13 protein-coding genes are annotated in these 18,772 nt (G+C 58.0%); all 13 read left to right on the top strand.

The window, feature by feature from the left end:
* Nucleotides 1–147 precede the first annotated feature (147 nt).
* Nucleotides 148–1,713 (top strand): sigma-54-dependent Fis family transcriptional regulator, encoded by a 1,566-nt coding sequence (locus ACJO5Y_RS17835; RefSeq protein WP_406989185.1) that lies wholly within the window; start codon nt 148–150, stop codon nt 1,711–1,713.
* A complete protein-coding gene (vasI, locus tag ACJO5Y_RS17830) occupies nt 1,710–2,354 on the top strand; it encodes a type VI secretion system-associated protein VasI (RefSeq protein ID WP_406989097.1) in 645 nt (214 codons plus the stop codon). The genes ACJO5Y_RS17835 and vasI overlap by 4 nt, the downstream gene beginning before the upstream one ends.
* A gap of 32 nt (nt 2,355–2,386) precedes the next feature.
* Entirely contained in the window at nt 2,387–3,808 is a 1,422-nt protein-coding gene (gene tssA / locus ACJO5Y_RS17825; protein ID WP_406989096.1) for a type VI secretion system protein TssA, read from the top strand.
* A gap of 37 nt (nt 3,809–3,845) precedes the next feature.
* Entirely contained in the window at nt 3,846–7,448 is a 3,603-nt protein-coding gene (gene tssM / locus ACJO5Y_RS17820; RefSeq protein WP_406989095.1) for a type VI secretion system membrane subunit TssM, read from the top strand.
* An 86-nt stretch (nt 7,449–7,534) separates the two neighbouring features.
* Entirely contained in the window at nt 7,535–9,619 is a 2,085-nt protein-coding gene (locus ACJO5Y_RS17815) for a type VI secretion system Vgr family protein (RefSeq protein WP_406989094.1), read from the top strand.
* Entirely contained in the window at nt 9,612–10,535 is a 924-nt protein-coding gene (locus ACJO5Y_RS17810) for a DUF4123 domain-containing protein (protein WP_406989092.1), read from the top strand. Before ACJO5Y_RS17815 ends, ACJO5Y_RS17810 begins: the two co-directional genes overlap by 8 nt.
* Entirely contained in the window at nt 10,526–13,969 is a 3,444-nt protein-coding gene (locus ACJO5Y_RS17805) for a toxin VasX (RefSeq protein WP_406989090.1), read from the top strand. Before ACJO5Y_RS17810 ends, ACJO5Y_RS17805 begins: the two co-directional genes overlap by 10 nt.
* A gap of 2 nt (nt 13,970–13,971) precedes the next feature.
* On the top strand, nt 13,972–15,297 hold the full coding sequence (locus ACJO5Y_RS17800; RefSeq protein WP_406989089.1) for a hypothetical protein: 1,326 nt from the start codon (nt 13,972–13,974) through the stop codon (nt 15,295–15,297).
* Between the two features lie 129 nt (nt 15,298–15,426).
* Nucleotides 15,427–15,669: a hypothetical protein gene (locus ACJO5Y_RS17795; protein WP_406989088.1), complete on the top strand. Its 243-nt coding sequence runs from the start codon at nt 15,427–15,429 to the stop codon at nt 15,667–15,669.
* 98 nt (nt 15,670–15,767) lie between these two features.
* A complete protein-coding gene (locus ACJO5Y_RS17790) occupies nt 15,768–16,883 on the top strand; it encodes a hypothetical protein (RefSeq protein ID WP_406989087.1) in 1,116 nt (371 codons plus the stop codon).
* 115 nt (nt 16,884–16,998) lie between these two features.
* The gene (locus ACJO5Y_RS17785; protein ID WP_406989086.1) at nt 16,999–17,613 is read left to right on the top strand and encodes a hypothetical protein; all 615 of its coding nucleotides are present in this window, start codon (nt 16,999–17,001) and stop codon (nt 17,611–17,613) included.
* A 5-nt stretch (nt 17,614–17,618) separates the two neighbouring features.
* Entirely contained in the window at nt 17,619–18,359 is a 741-nt protein-coding gene (locus ACJO5Y_RS17780) for a hypothetical protein (protein ID WP_406989084.1), read from the top strand.
* Nucleotides 18,360–18,455: 96 nt separating this feature from the next.
* On the top strand, nt 18,456–18,698 hold the full coding sequence (locus tag ACJO5Y_RS17775; RefSeq protein WP_406989083.1) for a hypothetical protein: 243 nt from the start codon (nt 18,456–18,458) through the stop codon (nt 18,696–18,698).
* Nucleotides 18,699–18,772 lie beyond the last annotated feature (74 nt).

Raw genomic sequence — 18,772 nt, 5'->3', positions numbered from 1 at the left:
TGTGGTTCGGCTTTCCAAATACCCTGCGGAGCCATGGATGGCGGAGCGGAGCGTACAGGGATGTATTCACAGCGTGTTTTGGAAAGCCGAACCACAGGGCCCGCGATCGGCGAACTCAACATCTCAGGGAAAAGAAACATGGGACGGATGCAGACGGAACTGCACACCGGCATCGATATGGCGGTGGCACTGATCCGACAGGACAACCTGCCGGCGTTGCTGAAAACCGCCACCAGACAGCTGGAAAACGCCTTCGGCCTCACCCGCTGCTGGGCGCTGGAACTGGACCTGAGCGGCCGCACCCTCCATTGCGCCGAGCTGGACCAACACGGCGAATTCGACTGCGGCGACTTCAGCCACCCCTTCGCCCACGTACTGCAAAGCTGCAAACCCCGGGAACTGACCCGCGCCGCCAGCTACCGCCTCGACCACAGCGGCTTCCAGGCCCTGCTGGACGCCAGCGACCGTCCGCGCTCCTTCTGGCTCGAACCTATCAAGGGCGACGACGGCCGCACGCTGGGTATTCTCGTGCTCTGCCACGATGAGCCTGAGTGGGACGGCATCACCTCCATGCCGCTGTACCAGGGCCTCAAACAGCTGCTTACCCACCAATGGGTCAGCCAGCTCCAGAACCGCGACCAGGTCTGGCAGCGGCGCCTGCTCAAGCGCTCGCTGGACCACCTCCACGATGCCGAAACCGTGCGCCGCCGCTGCGAGCAACTCGCTGGTAGCCTGGTGGGCGGCTCCGCCGACATGGTCAACCTGCGGTCACAAATCATCCGCGCCGCCGGCAGCCAGCTCTCCGTGCTGGTGCAGGGCGAAACCGGCTGTGGCAAGGATCTGGTCGCCAAGGGCATCCACGAATTCTCCGACCGCGCCAATGGTCCGCTGGTGGTCGTTAACTGCGCCGCCATCCCCGACACCCTGCTGGAAAGCGAACTGTTCGGTCACACCAAAGGCGCGTTTTCAGGGGCGGACAAGGCCAAAGAGGGCCTGCTGGCCCAGGCTGACGGCGGCACCCTGTTCCTGGACGAAATTGGCGACATGCCCATGGCGCTGCAGTCGAAACTGCTACGAGTGCTGGAGAGCCGGCAGTTCCGGCCACTGGGCGCCCAGCAGGAACAGCACTCCGATTTCCGCCTGGTGGCCGCGACTCACCAGCCGCTGCAACAAGGCATCGAAGACGGAGGCTTCCGCCGCGACCTGTTCTACCGCCTGAGCCAGTTTCCCCTTCGGGTTACCCCGCTTCGCGACCGGCCGGAAGACCTGGCACCGCTGTGTCGGCACTTTATTTCCCTGTACCAGCAGCGGGAGGGGGCCGGTCCCATGGGCATCAGCAGTCATGCGCTCCATACCCTGTCGGGATATGCCTTCCCGGGCAATGTCCGCGAACTGAGAAATATTCTGGAATTCGCCTGCCTGCAGACACCGGTTGGCGACGATATTCAGCCGGAAGTGCTGCGCCTGGACGACCTGTTCTCCGACCAACCAGGCCCGGTTTCAGGGGAGGCTATACCGGCCACCCTGCCCGGGGTCCCTGTAGCCGATGACATCCGTGACCTTAAAGCAGCCGCCCAGGCTTTCGAAGCGGCGGTGATCCGCGAACGGCTGAAACAGTACGACGGCAATCGCGCTCAGGCGGCGGAAAGCCTCGGCTTGCCGAAGCGCACCCTGGCCCATAAATGCCTTAAATATCAGGTATCTGAAGAATGATGACCGCTCATTTCCCCAGCCTTCGCTGTTGGCTGGCCATAACACTGCTTATCAGCGGGTTTGCACCGGTTGCGGCCAGCCAGCTGGACGACGCCCGGGAATGTACCCGGGAATCCCAGCGGCTGGAGCGCCTTGCCTGTTTTGATTCGGTATTCGGCACGCCCCTCGAGACGACAAGTGTCACCGGCGCACCGGAGGCTAACCGGCCAGAGCGATGGCTGCAGGCGTACGCCCAGGAACAGGCAAGGGAGCCTGGTGAAGGCCCCCTCTACCGGGACACCGGGGATCGTGCCGGGCAACTGGTCACGCTGGGTGCGCTGGGCAGCCAGCCACCACGCCCGATCCTGGCCTTGCAGTGCCATAACAACATCACCGAGCTTTCCCTGATGTTGCCCGCGGCACTGGAGGCCGAACGGGTGAGTATCGGTTTTGGCGCGCAACGGGATGCATGGCGGGTACGGGATAACGGCTTCGTTGTCAGCAGCGGTCGCGGCTTGCCGGCCATCCGGGTTGCCAAGGCGCTGCTGGGGCGGGGAGATGCCCGGATCAGCTCCTCCCATGGCGCCCTGGATGGCCTGATGTTCGACCTGGAAGGCTTCCGCGACGCCATCCGACCGTTGCGCGCCGAGTGCGGCTGGTAACTGAACTGGAAACGATCGAAAGGCAGATTCGAATGCAGGTTGTTGAACAACATCCCTATGTGGAACAGGTGCTGGAAACGCTCGGTGGCGAGTCCTACATGGGCGAATCGCTGGCTGACGACGACACCCTTGAATTCCTCGAAGACGAGATCATGAAAGTGGGCTCGCTGGCCCATAACGAGATCGACTGGAGCAAGGTTGAAAGTGAGTCCCTCAGACTGCTGTCGGACCGGAGCAAAGACCTGAAAGTACTGGGGTTCCTGCTGCTGAGCCTGCAGCGGGGCGGCGATGGCGAGCGTTATGCGCTCTCCCTGTTCCTGCTGCACCAGGTACTGGACTCCTGGTGGGAGCAGGCCTGGCCCTATCCGGGTGACAAGGGTAAGCGGGCGCGCAGAATGATGTTTACCCAAATGCTTCAGCGTGCCGTCAAGGAAGTGGATTCACTGAGGTTTGACCGTGAAGTGGGGGATGGTCGCAGTTATTGCCTAGGGATGATCGACAACCTGATTGGCCAGGCCGGGGATCGGGAACTGGCGGATGACGGGTTATACGAGATCAAGCGCGGCGTAGAAAAATTGCCGGCTGACCCGGCGCCGGCCGCCACCGGAGAGCAGCCGTCGGCAAAGCCGGCCACCAGCGCCGCCGCTACATCCATCAACACGGCACAGCGGGCCTCTCTGGGGGAGCTGACCCTGGATCCCGCAAACGAACGGGCGACCCGCCAGAGCCTGCTGAAAGTGGCGGACCTGTTGGTGGCGTCCGAGCCGGATACACCCTTGGGCTACCAGTTACGCCGTTACGCGATCTGGCAGGGAATTACCTCAGTACCGCCTTCCCGTGACGGGGTAAAAACCGACCTGGCGGCGGTGAGTGCGGATCGGGTCGCCGAGTACCGTGAGGCGCTGGACAAGGCCCCGGATGTGGAACTGTGGCAGCGTATCGAGCAGAGCCTGTCGGTCAGCCCGTTCTGGCTTGATGGTCACTGGCTCAGTGCGGGCGTGGCCGATGCGCTTGGCCATGGTCCCTGTGCCGAGGCGATACGGGAATCCGTCCTGGGCTTTGTCGAGCGGTTACCGCAGCTGGCGGATATGACATTTAACGACGGCACGCCGTTTCTGTGCGCGGAAGCGGCGGACTGGATGCAGACAGCGCCGGCGAAGGCGGGTGTTGCCGGTGGCGCCAGTCCCTGGGAGCAGGCCTATGAACAGGCCCGGGAGTTGGCTGGCCAGAAAGGCCTGGCGAAAGCGATGCAATTGCTGGAAGACGGCCTGGCCGGCGCCCGGGAACCGCGGGAGCGCTTCCACTGGCGGCTTGCCAGTGCCCGCCTGCTGAAAGACAACGGGCTGAAAACCCTTGCCGGCCAGCAGATTCAGGATCTGCACCAGCAGACCCGGGGCCTGGCCCTGGAAGACTGGGAACCAGGGCTGATCTCGAAACTGGAAAAACTGGTTTAACGCCTTCAGGAATCACTCAGATATCTCAATTTCAGGAATGGACGCCATGTGGAGAAAAGCATTACTCATCGGTCGAAGGATTCTTCCGTACCTGCGCAGCGCCGCGCCGATTACCCTGGCCCTTGGGGTCATCGTGTTGTTGGGAGCTACCTGGTGGTTGGGGCCCCGGCTCGAGATAAACGGTGAATACCCGCTGGCCGCCTGGCAGATGCGAGCCCTGGTCACCCTGGGGGTTGTGTTGCTGGTGGCCATGATATGGGGAACCCTGCTGGCGCGTCGTCTGGGCAAGATCAATGCCGCCAAGGCCGATGAACAGCGGGAAGAGGAAGATCCCATTCTGCCGCTGGAGCGGCGGCAGAAACGCCTGCTGGATCGTCAGTTGCAGGCGCTCAAGAGCAACCTTCCGGGTCGCAAAGAGTTGTATCGCCTGCCGTGGTATCTGGTGATGGGGCTGGAGGACGCCGGCAAGACAAGCCTGATTCAACGCTCTGGCCAGACCTATACCCTGACCAACGTGACCCGCAATCCCCGGTCGGATCGTAACCCGTATGGGTTTGAATGGTGGATTGGCGACCACGGCGTGCTGATTGATCCCGATGGTGAATTGCTGAGCCAGAATAACGGTGAAGGCGCCCGTCACGAATTGCAGCAACGGTTGTGGCAGCACTTTATGCAGTGGCTGGAGAAAAACCGGCCCCAGCGCCCGCTGAATGGCGTAGTGCTGACTATTGATCTCGCCAGCCTGAGCACGGGCAGCGATCAACAACGTCAGGCCCAGGCGATTCTCCTGCGCACTCGCCTGCGGGAGCTGATGGAACAGCTGGGATCAAGGCTGCCGGTGTATGTCAGTTTTACCAAGCTGGATCTGCTGTACGGTTTCGGTCCCTTTGTGCAGACCCTCACCAAGGCAGAGCGGGAACAGCCCCTCGGGTTTACCTTCCCGCTTGAAGCACAGCTGGAAGGGGATGACTGGCTGGAAGACTTCTCGGAACGTTTCACCGGTCTGGTCGAGCAACTGAATGCCCGTCTCCCGGATGTGCTGGCAGTTACCCGTGATGCCGAGGAGCGGGCGTCGGTCTATTCCTTTACCCGGCAACTGGCAGGCCTGAAGCCGGTACTGGAGCAGTTCCTGGCGGATCTGCTGTCAGAAGATGCGTTTTCGACCCCGGCTCTGGTGCGTGGTACCTACTTTACCTCGGTGATTCAGGAAGGTGTGCCGGAGGATGCCTTTGTGTCCGCCGCAGCCGCGAATTACCAGCTCTCGGACCCGATCCAGCCTGCCCAGCGCAAGGGCCAGTCGGCCAGCCTGTTTACCCACGGTCTGTTCCCGGATGTGATTTACCGGGAGTCCGGACTGGCCGGCGATAATCGACGGGTTGTCCGCAGCCGCCAACGCCAGGTGGCCGTTGCCGCCGTGGTGGCGGTTGCGGCGGGTCTGGGTATGACCGCAGGCTGGCAACACTACTTCATCAAAAACGCGGAAGCGGCCACGGCCGTCGAACAGCGGGTACGGAGCTTTATCGACAACTGGCGGCCGGTTGGTTACGAACCGGACACCACCGGAAGCAATCTGCTAGAGCCACTGGATGAGCTGCGAGAAGCCACGCTCGCCTTTGGCGATTACCGGAACAGCTGGCCCCTGGTGACCGATATGGGATTGTACCAGGGCCAGCGTGTGGGCCCGGAAGTGGAATCTTCCTATCTGGATATGCTGACTTACCAATACCTCCCGACGTTGATGCTTGGTGTCATGGGGGAGATGGGCCGGGCGCCGGATAACAGCCCGGAACGGCTGGACCACCTCCGGGTGTTGCGCATGCTCTACGATGCCAGTGGCCGCCGGAACGATATCGTAACGGACTACATGGCCAAGTACTGGCAGGCCCGGTTCCCCGGGCAGGGCGACAGGCAGCAACGGCTGCGCCGCCACCTGGATTACGCCCTTGCCCACACCGATCTGGCGGAGCAGGTCCGTCAGGGAGACGTGACCGCAGACATGGCGCTTGCGCCCTTCCGCAGCAGCGTGCAATGGGCGCAGCATGAGCTGGGCCGCATCTCCACCACCGATCGGGTGTACGACGACCTTGAGAAAGAGGCCGCCCGGGAATTCGGGTCGCCGTTGGATCTGGCGAGGAAATCGGGGCCGGCCTTCAGCACCGTGTTCACCAATCTCGACGAGGGTGGTGAACCCTTGCAGGAGGAAAGCCTGGAAGAGGACCCGCTGGTGATTCCCTCACTGCTCACCCGCGAAGGGCTGAACAGCTGGTTCCTGCGCAAATCCGATTCCGTTACCGAACTGGCCCTGGTGGACGCCTGGGTTCTGGGGCGTCGGGACGATGTGGATTTCAGTGAATCCGACGAGGAACAGCTGACGGCGGAGCTGCAATCCTTGTATGCCGACCGTTACGCGGATGCCTGGCGCAAAGCCCTGAGCCGGGTTGATGTGCAGAGCTTCAGTGATCTCAACCACGGGGTGCGGGTGCTCGAGAGTCTGACCAGTGGCCATCAGCCCCTGCAGCAGCTGGTGGGACAGGTAACGCATCATACCCGGCTGGTGCCTGAGGTGAGTGATGAGGAAGACGCTGGTGCGGTAGCGGCCCGTAAGGTTCTGGAACAATCCTCCCACTTTGCCATGATCCAGGAAATTGACCGCCAGTTTGCGGAACTTAACCACCTGAACCAGAAGCAGGGCGATAACCCTTCTGGCATGGAACAGCTGATGGGCGTGATAGGTGACCTGCACGAATACATGCGGGGCATCCAGGAAGCGCCGGATAGCGGTAAGGCAGCCTTGCAGGCCGCCCGTGCGCGGATGGGATTGCAGGGCGCCGACCCGATATTCACCCTGCAGCGACTGGCTTCAAACCAGCCGGCGCCATTGAACCGGATGCTGGACAAGCTGGCGGCGGAAAGCTGGCGCGTGGTTCTGGATCAGGCCGTTGCGCAACTGGAGCGCCAGTGGTACCGGGAAGTGTACCAACCGTTCCAGCAGTCCCTGGCTCGGCATTATCCATTCAACCCCGGAGCCGGCCGTGACGCTGCCCTGCAGGACTTCGAACGATTCTTTGCCCCGGAAGGCGTGCTGGACACTTTCTATACCGATAACCTGAAACTGTTCCTGGAAGATCATCCGGAGCACGTGGCCGGATCACGGCGGGCGGGCCTGGTTCGGGCCGACGTCCGGGCGGCACTGGAGAAGGCCAAAACCATCCGCAGGGCGTTCTTCACCCGTGGTGGTTCCCTGGATGTGGAGTTCGCACTGGAGCCCCTGAACCTGTCCTCCAACAAGCGCCGCAGTGTGGTGAACGTGGATGGACAGCTGGTGGAATTCAGCCACGGACCCAGCCAGAGCATACCGCTGGTCTGGCCAAATACGTTGCGTGACAGCGTGGAGAGCCGTGTGACCCTGGTGCCGACCCAGGTGAACCGTTCGCCCCGTAGCCTGTCTGAAAACGGACCCTGGGCCTTGTTCCGGTTGCTCGACCGGGCGGATATCACCGGCGTCAGCAGCAGCGCGGTGGACGTGAAGTTTGCGCTGGATGACGGCGAGATGCGCTATCGCCTTCACGCGGCCAGTAATACCAACCCGTTCACACAGGAACTCCTTGCGGGGTACCAGATACCACGCAGTCTGTATTAGACTATGGGTCGCCCTGCACAGGACCGTGTAGGGCGGCCAGCGTTACTGAGCCTTTAATTGCACCACATTCTTCAGGGACCGAAGACATGCCCCAGGCAAGCGGACTGCAGTTCACCGCCACCATTGGCGGATTTTCCTCTGATCACTTTTCCGTTGTCGGCTTCGAGCTGACCGAGAACCTTTCCGAGCTGTTTCACGGCAAGCTGGCGCTGGCCAGCACCGATCCGTCGGTAGCGGCAGCCGATGTACTGGAACAGGCCGTGGACCTGGTGGTCTGGCAGGACGGCGCGCCGTTGCGTCGCTTCACCGGTGTGGTCAACGAATTCGCCCGCGGTGATTCTGGCCACCGCCGCACCCGCTACGAACTCATCATCCAGCCCCCGTTGTGGCGCCTGGGCCTGATGCACAACAGCCGCATCTTCCAGACCCAGACCACCGACGCCATCGTACGCACCCTGCTGGAAGAGCGGGGCATCGTAGATACCGTGTTCGATCTCAAGCGTAACCCGGAAGAGCGGGAATACTGCGTCCAGCACCGGGAAAGCGACCTGGATTTTGTAGAGAGACTGGCCGCCGAGGAAGGCTGGCATTACCGTTACCACCACGGCTCGGTAGACGGCGAAGAACAGCCGGCCCTGATCATCGCCGATCACCACGGCGACGCCCCCAGGCTCGAGTCCGTGACTTACAACGGCAAGGCCGGCGGCAGCACCCAAACCCCCTGCGTGTTCCGTTTCGCCCACCAGGAGCGGGTCCGCGCCAGTGCCGTGGCGATGAAGGATTACACCTTCAGGAACCCGGCCTATGCCCTGATGCACGACAGTGCCGCGGGTGATGTTCAGCACCGGGAAGACTATCAGCACTACGACTACCCCGGTCGCTTCAAACAGGACGCCAGTGGCCAGCCCTTCACCGAAGCCCGGCTGGACGCCCTGAGAAACGACGCCAGCACCGCCAGTGGCAAGAGCAACCGCGCCGACTTCACCGCCGGCGCCAAAGTGGCCCTCACGGACCACGACAGCGAGACCCTGAACCGGGAATGGCTGCTGACCGCCATCACCCACACCGGCAAACAGCCCCAGGCGCTGGAAGAAGAGGGCGGTTCCGAGCCCACCAGTTACAGCAACCAGTTTAACGCCATCCCCGCCGACCGCACCTGGCGCTCGCCAATCAAACACCCTCCCAGAATGGACGGCCCGCAGATGGCCATCGTCACCGGCCCGGAAGGCGAAGAGATCCACTGCGACGAACACGGCCGGGTGAAAGTGCGGTTTCCGTGGGACAGATACAGCAAGAACGACGAACACAGCAGCGCCTGGCTGCGGGTCAGCCAGGGCTGGGCCGGCGGCCAGTACGGCTTCATGGCCCTGCCGAGAATCGGCCACGAAGTCATCGTCTCCTTCCTGGACGGCGACCCGGACCAGCCCATCATTACCGGCAGAACCTATCACGCGACCAAAACACCGCCGTACGCGCTGCCGGAACACAAGACACGCACCACATTGAAAACCCAGACCCACAAGGGCGAGGGCAGCAACGAACTGAGATTCGAGGACGAGGCAGACAAAGAACAGATCTACGTCCACGCCCAGAAAGACCTGGACCTGCTGACGGAAAACAACCGCACCGAAGTCATCAGGAACGACAGCCACCTGGCCGTGGACAACCACCGTAAGGCTCACACCAAGGGCGATGACCACGCCACAGTGGATGGCGAGAAGCGGGAACAAACCGGCAAGGACCACAGCTTCAACGTCACCGGCACCCTGCACCTGAAAGCCGGCACCGCCTGGCTCAGCGACTCCGGCACCGAACTGCACATCAAGGCCGGCCAGAAAGCCGTTATCGAAGCCGGCGCCGAAATCACCCTCAAGGCCGGCGGCAGCTTCGTGAAAATCGACCCCAGCGGCGTCGCCATGGGCGGGGCGGCCATCAAGATGAACGCCGGCGGTGCTCCGGGCAAAGGCAGTGGGCAGAAGGTTCAGGTGCCGGAGATGCCTGGGTTGGTGGAGAAGAATGGTTGGGCTGTGGCGCCAGTAAAACTTGCTGATGTCCACCAGCGAGGTAATGGCCAGCCGGATGCCCAGATTCGCGCCCTGCAGGAGGGAAAGGCCCTGACGTCAATTTGCCAAGCGGACGACGAAACGGCCAAGGGCGACGCCAATGCTTGATGTATACGGCGGTCCATCCAGTGAGAGGGCATCGGCCCGGAATATTCACATAAACTATGTTCTGATAGATGGCAGCAAGCGTGCGGAAGCGGAGCAATGGCTCTATGAGCTCGTTGACGCCCCGGACTATAGCAACCTGTTCGACGGAACAGAATGGGCGTCCATTCGACAGGTCGCACCACTACTGGTGCGTACTGAACCATCTCATCCCCAATTGGGGCAGTTACTGTCAGAAGTGAAAGTATTGGAGTGTGGGTACGGTATCGTCAGCGAAAAATCGCTGGATACGGTGGCTGATCACCTCCGCCAATTTCACAAAGTGCGCCACCCACTGGGGCATGAAGTCATGCTGCGGTTCGCAGATCCGACTGTTGCCAGGGTGTTACTGGCACCTTCTGGCGAAGGCGGTGTGCCCGAATACTGGTCAACACTTGAGGCGGTGAATCTACCGGACGCGTTGTGGGATGGTTGGCATATCAAAGTGCAGCCAGAACCGCCGGGAGCCGGCTTGAAAAAGGGCGAAGCTGCCCCTTTTCAGATAAGTGAACTTACTCTGAGGGGCTTAGTGGACACCGATCGGCGAGCAACCTTGGTGAAGTTGTTCCAACACCTGGAAATGTATTTTCCAGATCGGTTGGCAACGACCCCCAGGGCAGAAGTGATTTCAATGTTGCGTGCCATGATGAACCAGGCGATCAACAACGGCTACACATCACTTCAGGCCTTGACGCATTGGTCTACGGTTTTCGGCTACCTTGGCGATGCGGACCAATGGCACAGAGTCGCCCCGGATATTCACCAAGTGTTTCATTCTCGTCCTTCGGAAGCCGGTGGTTCTGAGGCGCGAATGGCAGCTTTGGCAGCGATGGAAATAGCCCAGATGCAGAATGCAGGGAGAGCACAGTCATGGGAATGATGGTATCTAATCCGATTGCCGCAGGAGATCGGCGAAGTCAGGCGGACATCACTGCAGAAGGTGCGTGCCCGCTGACCCGCACCGACATTCAGTTAATCCCGGTCCGTTATGCTTATACTGATGATGCGGCGAATCACGAGGCGTTGGACCCCAGATACGATCTCGAATTCAAGCCTATAGGTATCCGCCAGGTACGGGATGGTTACCTCTATCTGTTCCATTCAGATGCTCCCGACATTTTGCATGAATACGAAGTCAAGGATGGCGGTGCGGTCAGAAAGCGCCTTTGGACGGATGGAGAAGCCGCGAGAGATCAACGATCCGGAGTGGCTGATACTCCCGCGATCGTGGTGCCACGCAAAGGCCACATTGATGTCCTGTTTTCGTCCACCCAATTGACGGCAAAAAAATGCAGTATGTTGATCCAGTGGGACAACTACCGCAGTGATGTGATGAGGCGGGTGGATCTGTCTGGCTATTGTCCGGTTACTGGCAAGCCCCAGTTGCTGACTAAACCCGACCTCGAAGCCCTACTTACGCACCCTGAAGCGCAGACAGTCCCCATGGACGGCCAAATCGAGCTGGCACCCTGGTATTGGGCCCAGCCCTCATTGGAGAAAGGGCCAGAGCCCTTCGCCCATCGATTGGCCGCTTACGAACAAGATCATGCCTACCTGATTGTCGACGATCTGGTGGGCCACCTCGATGACCTTATGGATGCCTGGGCGGTTGTTGATACCAACCACAATGCCTGGCTGGAGAAAGAGGACGCAAAATACTATCCGGCATGCTTCATCAGTGATCTGGTTCGCCTGGACGGTGAACGGGTTGGTGAAATAGCCAAAGCCTTTGCAGAGAACGCTGAGGACGAAGACGCTAAGGAACTATTTGGGCAGATTGCTCAGGCCAACAAGGATCAGCAGGCCCGATTAAAAACACTGGCCGAGGACTTTCCTGAGTATCAGCAAAGTACCCAGAAGGTGGCTGGACCAACCACCTATAATTACACCCCGTCCGATCGAGACCGGGTGAAGGCAATGCATGACGCGGCTCAGGTGTTGGCTGACGAGCTGGGTTTAGGGCGGCGGGAGATCCTCAACGTCGCGGAAACGATAGCCGACTATCAGGAAAACCTGGTGGATGGTTCGGCCTTCAGTGGCCAACAGGGTATTGCCGACCTGGTGAAACTGGACGACATGCAGGCTTATCTGGCACAGGCGCAGCAAGATCTTTCCTGGTTTGATGAAGAGAAGCAGCGGATTGTCGCCGATATCGAGAACTTATTGGAAAGCTTTTACCTTCACGGTCACTTGCACGACAGGGCAAGTGAAGCCAGTTATCTCGCGTTTCTGGAAATGGACAACGCGCTGATTACGATACTCACGGAACGGGCGCAATCCGACGGTGACTTTACGTTCCTCAAGAAGTTTTACTTTGAGGAGATCGGTCACCAGCACTTGATTTCACTTGACCTGAAACCCGAGATCATCTCCGGTACTTTGAAGGATCTTCTCGACGTGCTCAAAAGCCTGATGGAGGCCAAGAAGGGCCCCGCAGCTTACCGAGAATGGGTTCAGCTTGTTGATAACAGCCCTTACCTTCAATTTCCAACGCTGCCCCCGGGCGCAGCCGAACAGCTCAGTCACCACGTGGCCGGACTTGGTATCACAGCGCGTCTGGCCCTGTTCGAATTGGTTGATGCTGCCGACGCAGCGGATTTGCATGGGCGGCTGAGGCAAGTTTTTCAACGTATGAAACCAGGCCTTCGCGCTCATATCTTTGAAAATCAGCGGCTCTATGAGATCGACCTGGATATCGCCGATGCCGATAGCCTTGCAAAGCATGAATCCACGGTCCAGGAAATCGAGCGGTTGGCGGAACTGCATGAAGAGGCATTGAGTGAGGAAAAACGCCTTGAAAAGCGCCAGAGAGAGGCAAATTCCCGGGACCGTCGACGGTACAAGCAGGAGTATGACCAACAGATCGGTGAAATTCGGGCCCGCAAGCAGTTGTTAGCTGAGGAGCTGAAAGAGCGAGGCTTTCACTTGATGGATACTTCCCCGGTTGAGGGCAATAACCATAGTGGCGCCCTCCTGATCGGTGGTATAACCCGGACGACTTATGGCCGTGCCGTGCAGTCTGAAGTTGACGAGCTTAAGCGTTTGAAGGATCGAGGTGGCCTCAACCGTATGTTGGACTTTGGACGGGGCATGGTTCACGGAAAGGACAAGTTGGACCTATCCACTCGCATCGGTGGGCTGGGGTTGGTCTCGTTTATGGGGATGATTGGGGCAGTTGGGGCCTGGGATGCCTTTAAAAAGTGGAATAAGGATGGTGATGAGGCGGAACTTTGGTCATTTGTTAGTGGCACCGCCGGCACCATCGGTGCTGCCGCTAGCGTGTTGACCATTGTTGGAAGCGCTCGTCTTAATTATTACTACCAGAGCATCTCCCAGGCGGATGAAGTGTTGGGTCGGCTGGCTCGGGTGAATGTCTGGGGTGGGACTATTGCGGCTTGGGCGGGTTTCTTTGCAGCGGGAGCGGATTGGTTTAAGCAACTTTCTTTAATGTTTAAGTCTGCGAATTCTAGAGGCACTCGAGTGGGGGCCGGTGTTGCATTTGTTGGTGACAGTTTGCTCGTATATGGCAGTTGGAAAATGGCGAGAAATGGATCCGCTGGCATCTCTCAAGTACTCCGTGAAGTCTCCGAAGACATAACCTGGAAATCGGTCAACCGGGGTATGTTGGATTTGGCTGGCGGCGTATTTCGCGGCCTTAATGCCTATCTTTGGGTGGGTACGATTCTGGTTTGTGTCGGCAACTGGGTACAAAACTATTTCAAGCGCACAGATATACAGCGTTGGTGTGAACAGAGTATCTGGGGCAACGAGTCCAAAGAGTGGGATGCGGATCAGCAGCGCCACGAATTGTCGAAAGTCATCTACCAACCAACCCTGTTGGTGAAGGCCGAGCGCGAGGCTTTGGCTGGGCGCACGAGTTACTGCGCATTCCGCCTGGAATTGCCCGGCCTGTCCACCCTACAAGCGGACAACATGGAGTGGTCGGTACTGCGTCAGCAGGGCACGGTTTGGGAGCCTGATCACGATTACTGGAGTCAGGCGGTTATCAGGAAGAGTATGGGTACGGCCGGGTTTGCTCTGGAGGTGTCTCTGACGGGGGCCGATCTGGATAACTCAAAAGGCTTCTATCTCGCGTTTCGATACAAAGCAGCGAATACCAGTGATTGGTTGCCTGAGGCTGGCGAGGCCTACCATTATAAGTTGTTGTTGCACGAGAATGGTGATCTCCCGATGGTGGGTGCCAACGAAGATAAAAAATGGCAGTCGATAAAGCCACTGGATAAACCAGACAGTCGACTGACCGCTTTGATTACCAACTTCCATGCTCTGATGAGCGACCCCAGTAAGACGTGACTATGACCACAGATAAACAAAATTCCTCGTCAATAGACACATCCACTGGCTCGATCTGGGAACCTGGCGCTCGTCGCACTTCTCAGGAAGGTCAGTTATTGGCATTAAGTCCAGCACCGGTGACGACAGGTGAACGGGCAGTGGATGCCAATTCCTGGATCCGGCGAAAAACCGAGGGCTGGTTGGATTTACAGGGAGGCAACCTGTTGTTCGGCGCCGAATTTGCGTTGATGTTCTTAAGCCTTACCGTCTTGGTGATGCTGGGCGGCTTGGCCATGACTATTCATTTTTATTTAGGTCACCATGAATTGAATTGGGACCCAATTCTCTTCTTGGGAGGGATGAACCTTCTAATTACGGTGCCTTGGGGGCTCTACATGCATTTCCTGGGCAATAAAGCGGTTAGAGAGAGCCCGCCGGTGAGGTTGAATCGACAGCGTCGGGAAGTGGCCATGCCTCGCTGGATGGGGGGGCGAGAGTTAAAGTTGCCATTTTGGAATGACAGTGCCGCTGGTGTCGCGTACATCGCATATATCGGTACGATTGCCGCTGTAATTATGCCTTTTACACTGGAAGGAGAGTCTCCAGAGTATGTTCGTAAATTGGTGGTTATCTTCGCAACGGCTTTGGTAGTAGAAACATTGCTGATAGGCGCATATTTTTTTATCGCCCTCCGTCTGAAGAAAAAACACGCCCCTCGCCTTGTCTACGAGGTCCACCCTTGGGAAAAGCTGGTCGCCTTCATTGAAACCCAGCAGAACATCGGCCCCAGCCTGATGGCCACCCACACCTTCCTCACTCTAGCCATCCCCAAGCCGGATGACCCGGAATCGGCGCTGGCGGCCGCCAAAATCAACGTGGGTCACGAAACGGCGGGCCTGGCCCAGTGGGAGTGCATTCGCCGGTTTATGGAAGATGGGCCGGAGGCTTGCCCGGATCCCAAGGACGATGAAACCCTGGCTCACTACAAGGCCAAGTGCCGCCAGGCCCGAAAGGAGATGTCGTTGGTGCCCTGGCTCTGGAAAAAAGTGGGTGACTGGTTCTTCCAGCGCTACCTGGCCCACATCATCACCGAACGCCGCATCAAAACCCTGGCCTTGCGGAGCTTGCCGACGGAATTGAAGGCCTGGTCGGAACCGCTGCCGGAAGCCCAATGGGCCAAACCGTCCGAGGCACTGCAGGCCACCAACGAACAACTCACCCGCGCTTATGAACGCGGCCTGACCTTCGCCCGAATGGGCCCGCTGTCCCAGTGGCAGGCAAGCCGTGAGGAAGGACGACAACAGAAACGGGGCCGAGGTCGTTACCAGACCAGAGCGTCGTCTTAAGTTAAGTCTTAGCAGACTTTATGGAAGAGGAACGAAGCCAGGGAATGGGAATTACTGGCGATAAAGGTGGCCCCGGTGGCCACGCGGGGTAAACCCCCTCGAATAATTTGTTCAAAAAAGGAAGCAGTAATGTCCACAAGCCGCGATTACCTCGAACTGTCATTCAGATCCATTCAATGCTTTGCCGACGACGGGCAGCTCGATGCAAAAGAGTTGGGCGAACTTGTTCGTATCGCTGAACGCGATGGTGTGATTGATGAGAACGAAATCCGGGTTCTTCGCAACATCATCTCGCGGATCAAGCCCGAAGAGATTGATGACGCAATGAAGCGCCGACTGTCGGAGATAGAGCGTAAACTGGCCACGGCCTGACGGCAGCCACGACCAGAATCACGGAAGATGGCTGCGTGCCAACGAGCGCGGAGTCCCGTTGACGGAAACCAATTCGGCATGGAAGGGACGTGGCGCCCATGTCGTTTTCCCGGGTAGAGATCAGCCGTTCTGGTATCGTCAAAAGGTTCAGGGAAATGTTGAATAATTCTTCCAGCACTGCCCGCGTCGGTGATTACTACGGGCAGTATGTTTATCGTTCCGATGCCATTCCTCCCCAGAAGAATCAAATGGAGGAGTTGAACCGTACGGGTCTGGATAGGTCCGCCAGCCTCCGGCTGCCTTGGGGCAATACCCGTGAGGTCATGCCGCCGACATTTATGTCCGGAAATCCTCCCAAGAAACTGCGAAGGCTGGAAAAAAAAGAAGATCAGGCGGACAAGCTCGGACTCTACGTTGAGAACAGTCACCAATGTTTTCGGCATGCACCTCTGGCATTTCAGGCGCGTTTTTTCGACATGATTTCTGTTCTGGGAAAAGTGTGGGCCTACATCGTGTCTCCAATAGTCTTGATTGTTTTGTTCTTGGTCTCCCCTTTGTTTGGCACCCGAGAAGAAACTTGGCCTGAGTTCATGCAAGGTTTGTTTCCAGTGGAAGTTATCTTTCTAATGGGCGGCTGGGTTCTTATACTAATCTCCGACCTAGCCTTCCGCCTCTTTCCCAAATGGCTCCACCAAAACGGCCGCGGCCCCGAATGGGAATTCAACCGCCGCACCGGCATGATCAAGGTCTGGCAGTATTCCCGGAAGTTCCCGTTCCTGCCCAGGAAACCTCCAGTAGTCATCGAAAAACCCTTCTACGAATTTGATGCCTGGTGCTGTGCCCGGGTGGATCGGTTCGGTACCCTGTTTGATCTCGTGCTCTCCCACCGTTACAGCAAGCTGGACGTCACCGTTGGCGATATTCTCGGCGCCCACGGCAGCGCCACCATGTGTTACGCCTACTGGGATTTTATCCAGAACTACATGGATATCACGAAGCCGCTGCCGGAGCTTCCGATGCTGGAGCGATACCGCCCGCTGGATCCAACCACTGCAGAACATGATCAAAAAACCGGTCGGCCACCACGTTACTGGCGGGATATGGACGATGAAACCTTCAAGAAGAAAGTGGACCGGATGTTCACCGATGTCACCATCATCGACACCGCCCAGCGGCGTAATTTGATGGCAGAGAAGTTGAACTACGCCTCATGAGAAGAGGCGACCATGTCAGGAATGATGAGAATAGATTGATTGCGAAGCCCTGTGTATACTCGCGACTTTTGAAACCACTGCAGGAAGCAGTGCGAAACTGGAAAAGGATGATCCTATGTTGTTTGCCCCTGAAATCAGATACCAGAGCATTTCTGCCGAAGACCTCCAGAGCCTAGCCGAGGATCTCCAGCGGGCGCTTCCCGGCGCCACCGTTACATCCGTTAATCAGCGTGGCAGGCCCACGGATTGGCAAAGCGGCGATGTCGTGGCATTGCAGCTGAAACACGATGATCGCAAAAAACCTTTCATGATGTTGGCAGTGAAGGGAGCGGATATTGCACCTCAACACTCCGATCCGGATACCCTGACGACAGCCCTGAAATTGCTCTCAGAAAAGCTCGAGCTCCAGAAGCCTGGGGATGCCGCCGGTGGCGTGATTTGTACGATTGGGTTTCTTGCCATGTTTGGATTCTTTCTGGTGGAAAGAGCCGTTCCTGAACACATGACGATGGCAAGTATCTTCGGTGCCGGTGTTTTCCTGTTTGTTGTCGGGCTGGTCATGTTCGGATTGAGAGGCTGTGCCGCGCCTCGCAAGGGAGTCAGCAAGCTGTCGCTGTTTTTGATCATTCCCGGTTTTCTAATGGCGGCGCCTTTAAGTTTGCTGAATCTCCCCTTGATCAATTACCTCAGGCGCTTGCAGGGCAGTCGGTTGTTCAATCAACTGGCGTGACTGGCATGGCCGACTCCAGCGCTAGTGATTATTACGAGCCGTTTGCCTACCGTTCCGATGCCATTCCTGCTCAGAGCAACCAAACGGCGGAACTGAACCGTGCGGGGCTGGATCGGTCCGCAAGCTTCCGGATGCCTTGGGGAAATACCAGGGATGTAATACCACCCATTGTATTCTCGAGAATCTCCCCGAAAATATTGAGGCGGGTTGAAAAGCATGGTGATCTTTTCGATGGCATTGGCTTTCAGGGTCGGGCGGATCATGAGTGCCTGCGCCATGCGAAACTGGCTTTTCGTTCAAGGGTTATTGATGCCCTTGACGTTTTTGGTAAAGGCTTTTTCTTGATTTCAGTACCAATTGTGTTGGTTTCCGGTATTTCATTCGAGCTGCTTGTGGACAAGAATGAAAGCTGGCCCACGCTGTTCTGGAACTTTTGTCAGTACTTCCTGGTTATTTCAGGCCTACCTGCGCTGATGTGGCTTTCCTCAGCCATCCTCTTCAAGCTCTTCCCCAAGTGGTGCATAAAAACCGGTCGAGGCCCGGAATGGGAGATTAGTCGCCGCACTGGTCTGGTAACGTCTGGCAGTACCCACGAAAACGTTTATTCCGGAAACGGGAAGAGCCTACGGTTACCCAATACCCGTTCTATGAATTTGATGGCCGGCCAGTGCGTTACTGGCGTGACATGGACGACAAGACTTTCCGGGAAAAAGTGGATGAGATGCACAGCAAGGTCAAACGCATAGACACCGAACGGCGGCCCGGGCAACCCGGACGGGACGAGAAGCCGCTAAGTAGTTATACAGCTAACCAGAATTCCATTTCACAATAAGGAGATAATGATGTCCGAAAGCCGCGATTACCTCGAACTGTCATTCAGATCCATTCAATGCTTTGCCGACGATGGAAAGCTCGATGCAAAGGAGTTGGAAGAACTTGTCCGTATCGCTGAGCGCGATGGCGTGATTGATGCGAACGAAATCCGGGTTCTTCGCAACATCATCTCGCGGATCAAGCCCGAGGAGGTTGATGACGCGATGAAGCGCAGATTGTCGGAGCTTGAGAACAAATTGGTCACTGCCTGACGGCAGTCAAGAGCTAGTCACGGAAGATAATAGAGGCGTGCCAACGAGCAACTGAACCGCGCCTTTGAAAGCGG

The organism is Marinobacter alkalisoli (genome assembly GCF_045449855.1).
In the GTDB taxonomy this organism is placed as follows: domain Bacteria; phylum Pseudomonadota; class Gammaproteobacteria; order Pseudomonadales; family Oleiphilaceae; genus Marinobacter.
This window is presented reverse-complemented; position numbering and strand designations above follow the sequence as displayed.

Bases quoted from the DNA above. Each gene is read 5' to 3' on its own strand.
- ACJO5Y_RS17835 (WP_406989185.1), top strand. From the start codon at position 148: ATGCAGACGGAACTGCACACCGGCATCGATATGGCGGTGGCACTGATC.
- ACJO5Y_RS17810 (WP_406989092.1), top strand. From the start codon at position 9,612: ATGCTTGATGTATACGGCGGTCCATCCAGTGAGAGGGCATCGGCCCGG.
- ACJO5Y_RS17800 (WP_406989089.1), top strand. From the start codon at position 13,972: ATGACCACAGATAAACAAAATTCCTCGTCAATAGACACATCCACTGGC.
- ACJO5Y_RS17775 (WP_406989083.1), top strand. From the start codon at position 18,456: ATGTCCGAAAGCCGCGATTACCTCGAACTGTCATTCAGATCCATTCAA.
- ACJO5Y_RS17780 (WP_406989084.1), top strand. From the start codon at position 17,619: ATGGCCGACTCCAGCGCTAGTGATTATTACGAGCCGTTTGCCTACCGT.
- ACJO5Y_RS17795 (WP_406989088.1), top strand. From the start codon at position 15,427: ATGTCCACAAGCCGCGATTACCTCGAACTGTCATTCAGATCCATTCAA.
- ACJO5Y_RS17785 (WP_406989086.1), top strand. From the start codon at position 16,999: ATGTTGTTTGCCCCTGAAATCAGATACCAGAGCATTTCTGCCGAAGAC.
- tssM (WP_406989095.1), top strand. From the start codon at position 3,846: ATGGACGCCATGTGGAGAAAAGCATTACTCATCGGTCGAAGGATTCTT.
- ACJO5Y_RS17815 (WP_406989094.1), top strand. From the start codon at position 7,535: ATGCCCCAGGCAAGCGGACTGCAGTTCACCGCCACCATTGGCGGATTT.
- ACJO5Y_RS17790 (WP_406989087.1), top strand. From the start codon at position 15,768: ATGTCGTTTTCCCGGGTAGAGATCAGCCGTTCTGGTATCGTCAAAAGG.
- tssA (WP_406989096.1), top strand. From the start codon at position 2,387: ATGCAGGTTGTTGAACAACATCCCTATGTGGAACAGGTGCTGGAAACG.
- vasI (WP_406989097.1), top strand. From the start codon at position 1,710: ATGATGACCGCTCATTTCCCCAGCCTTCGCTGTTGGCTGGCCATAACA.
- ACJO5Y_RS17805 (WP_406989090.1), top strand. From the start codon at position 10,526: ATGGGAATGATGGTATCTAATCCGATTGCCGCAGGAGATCGGCGAAGT.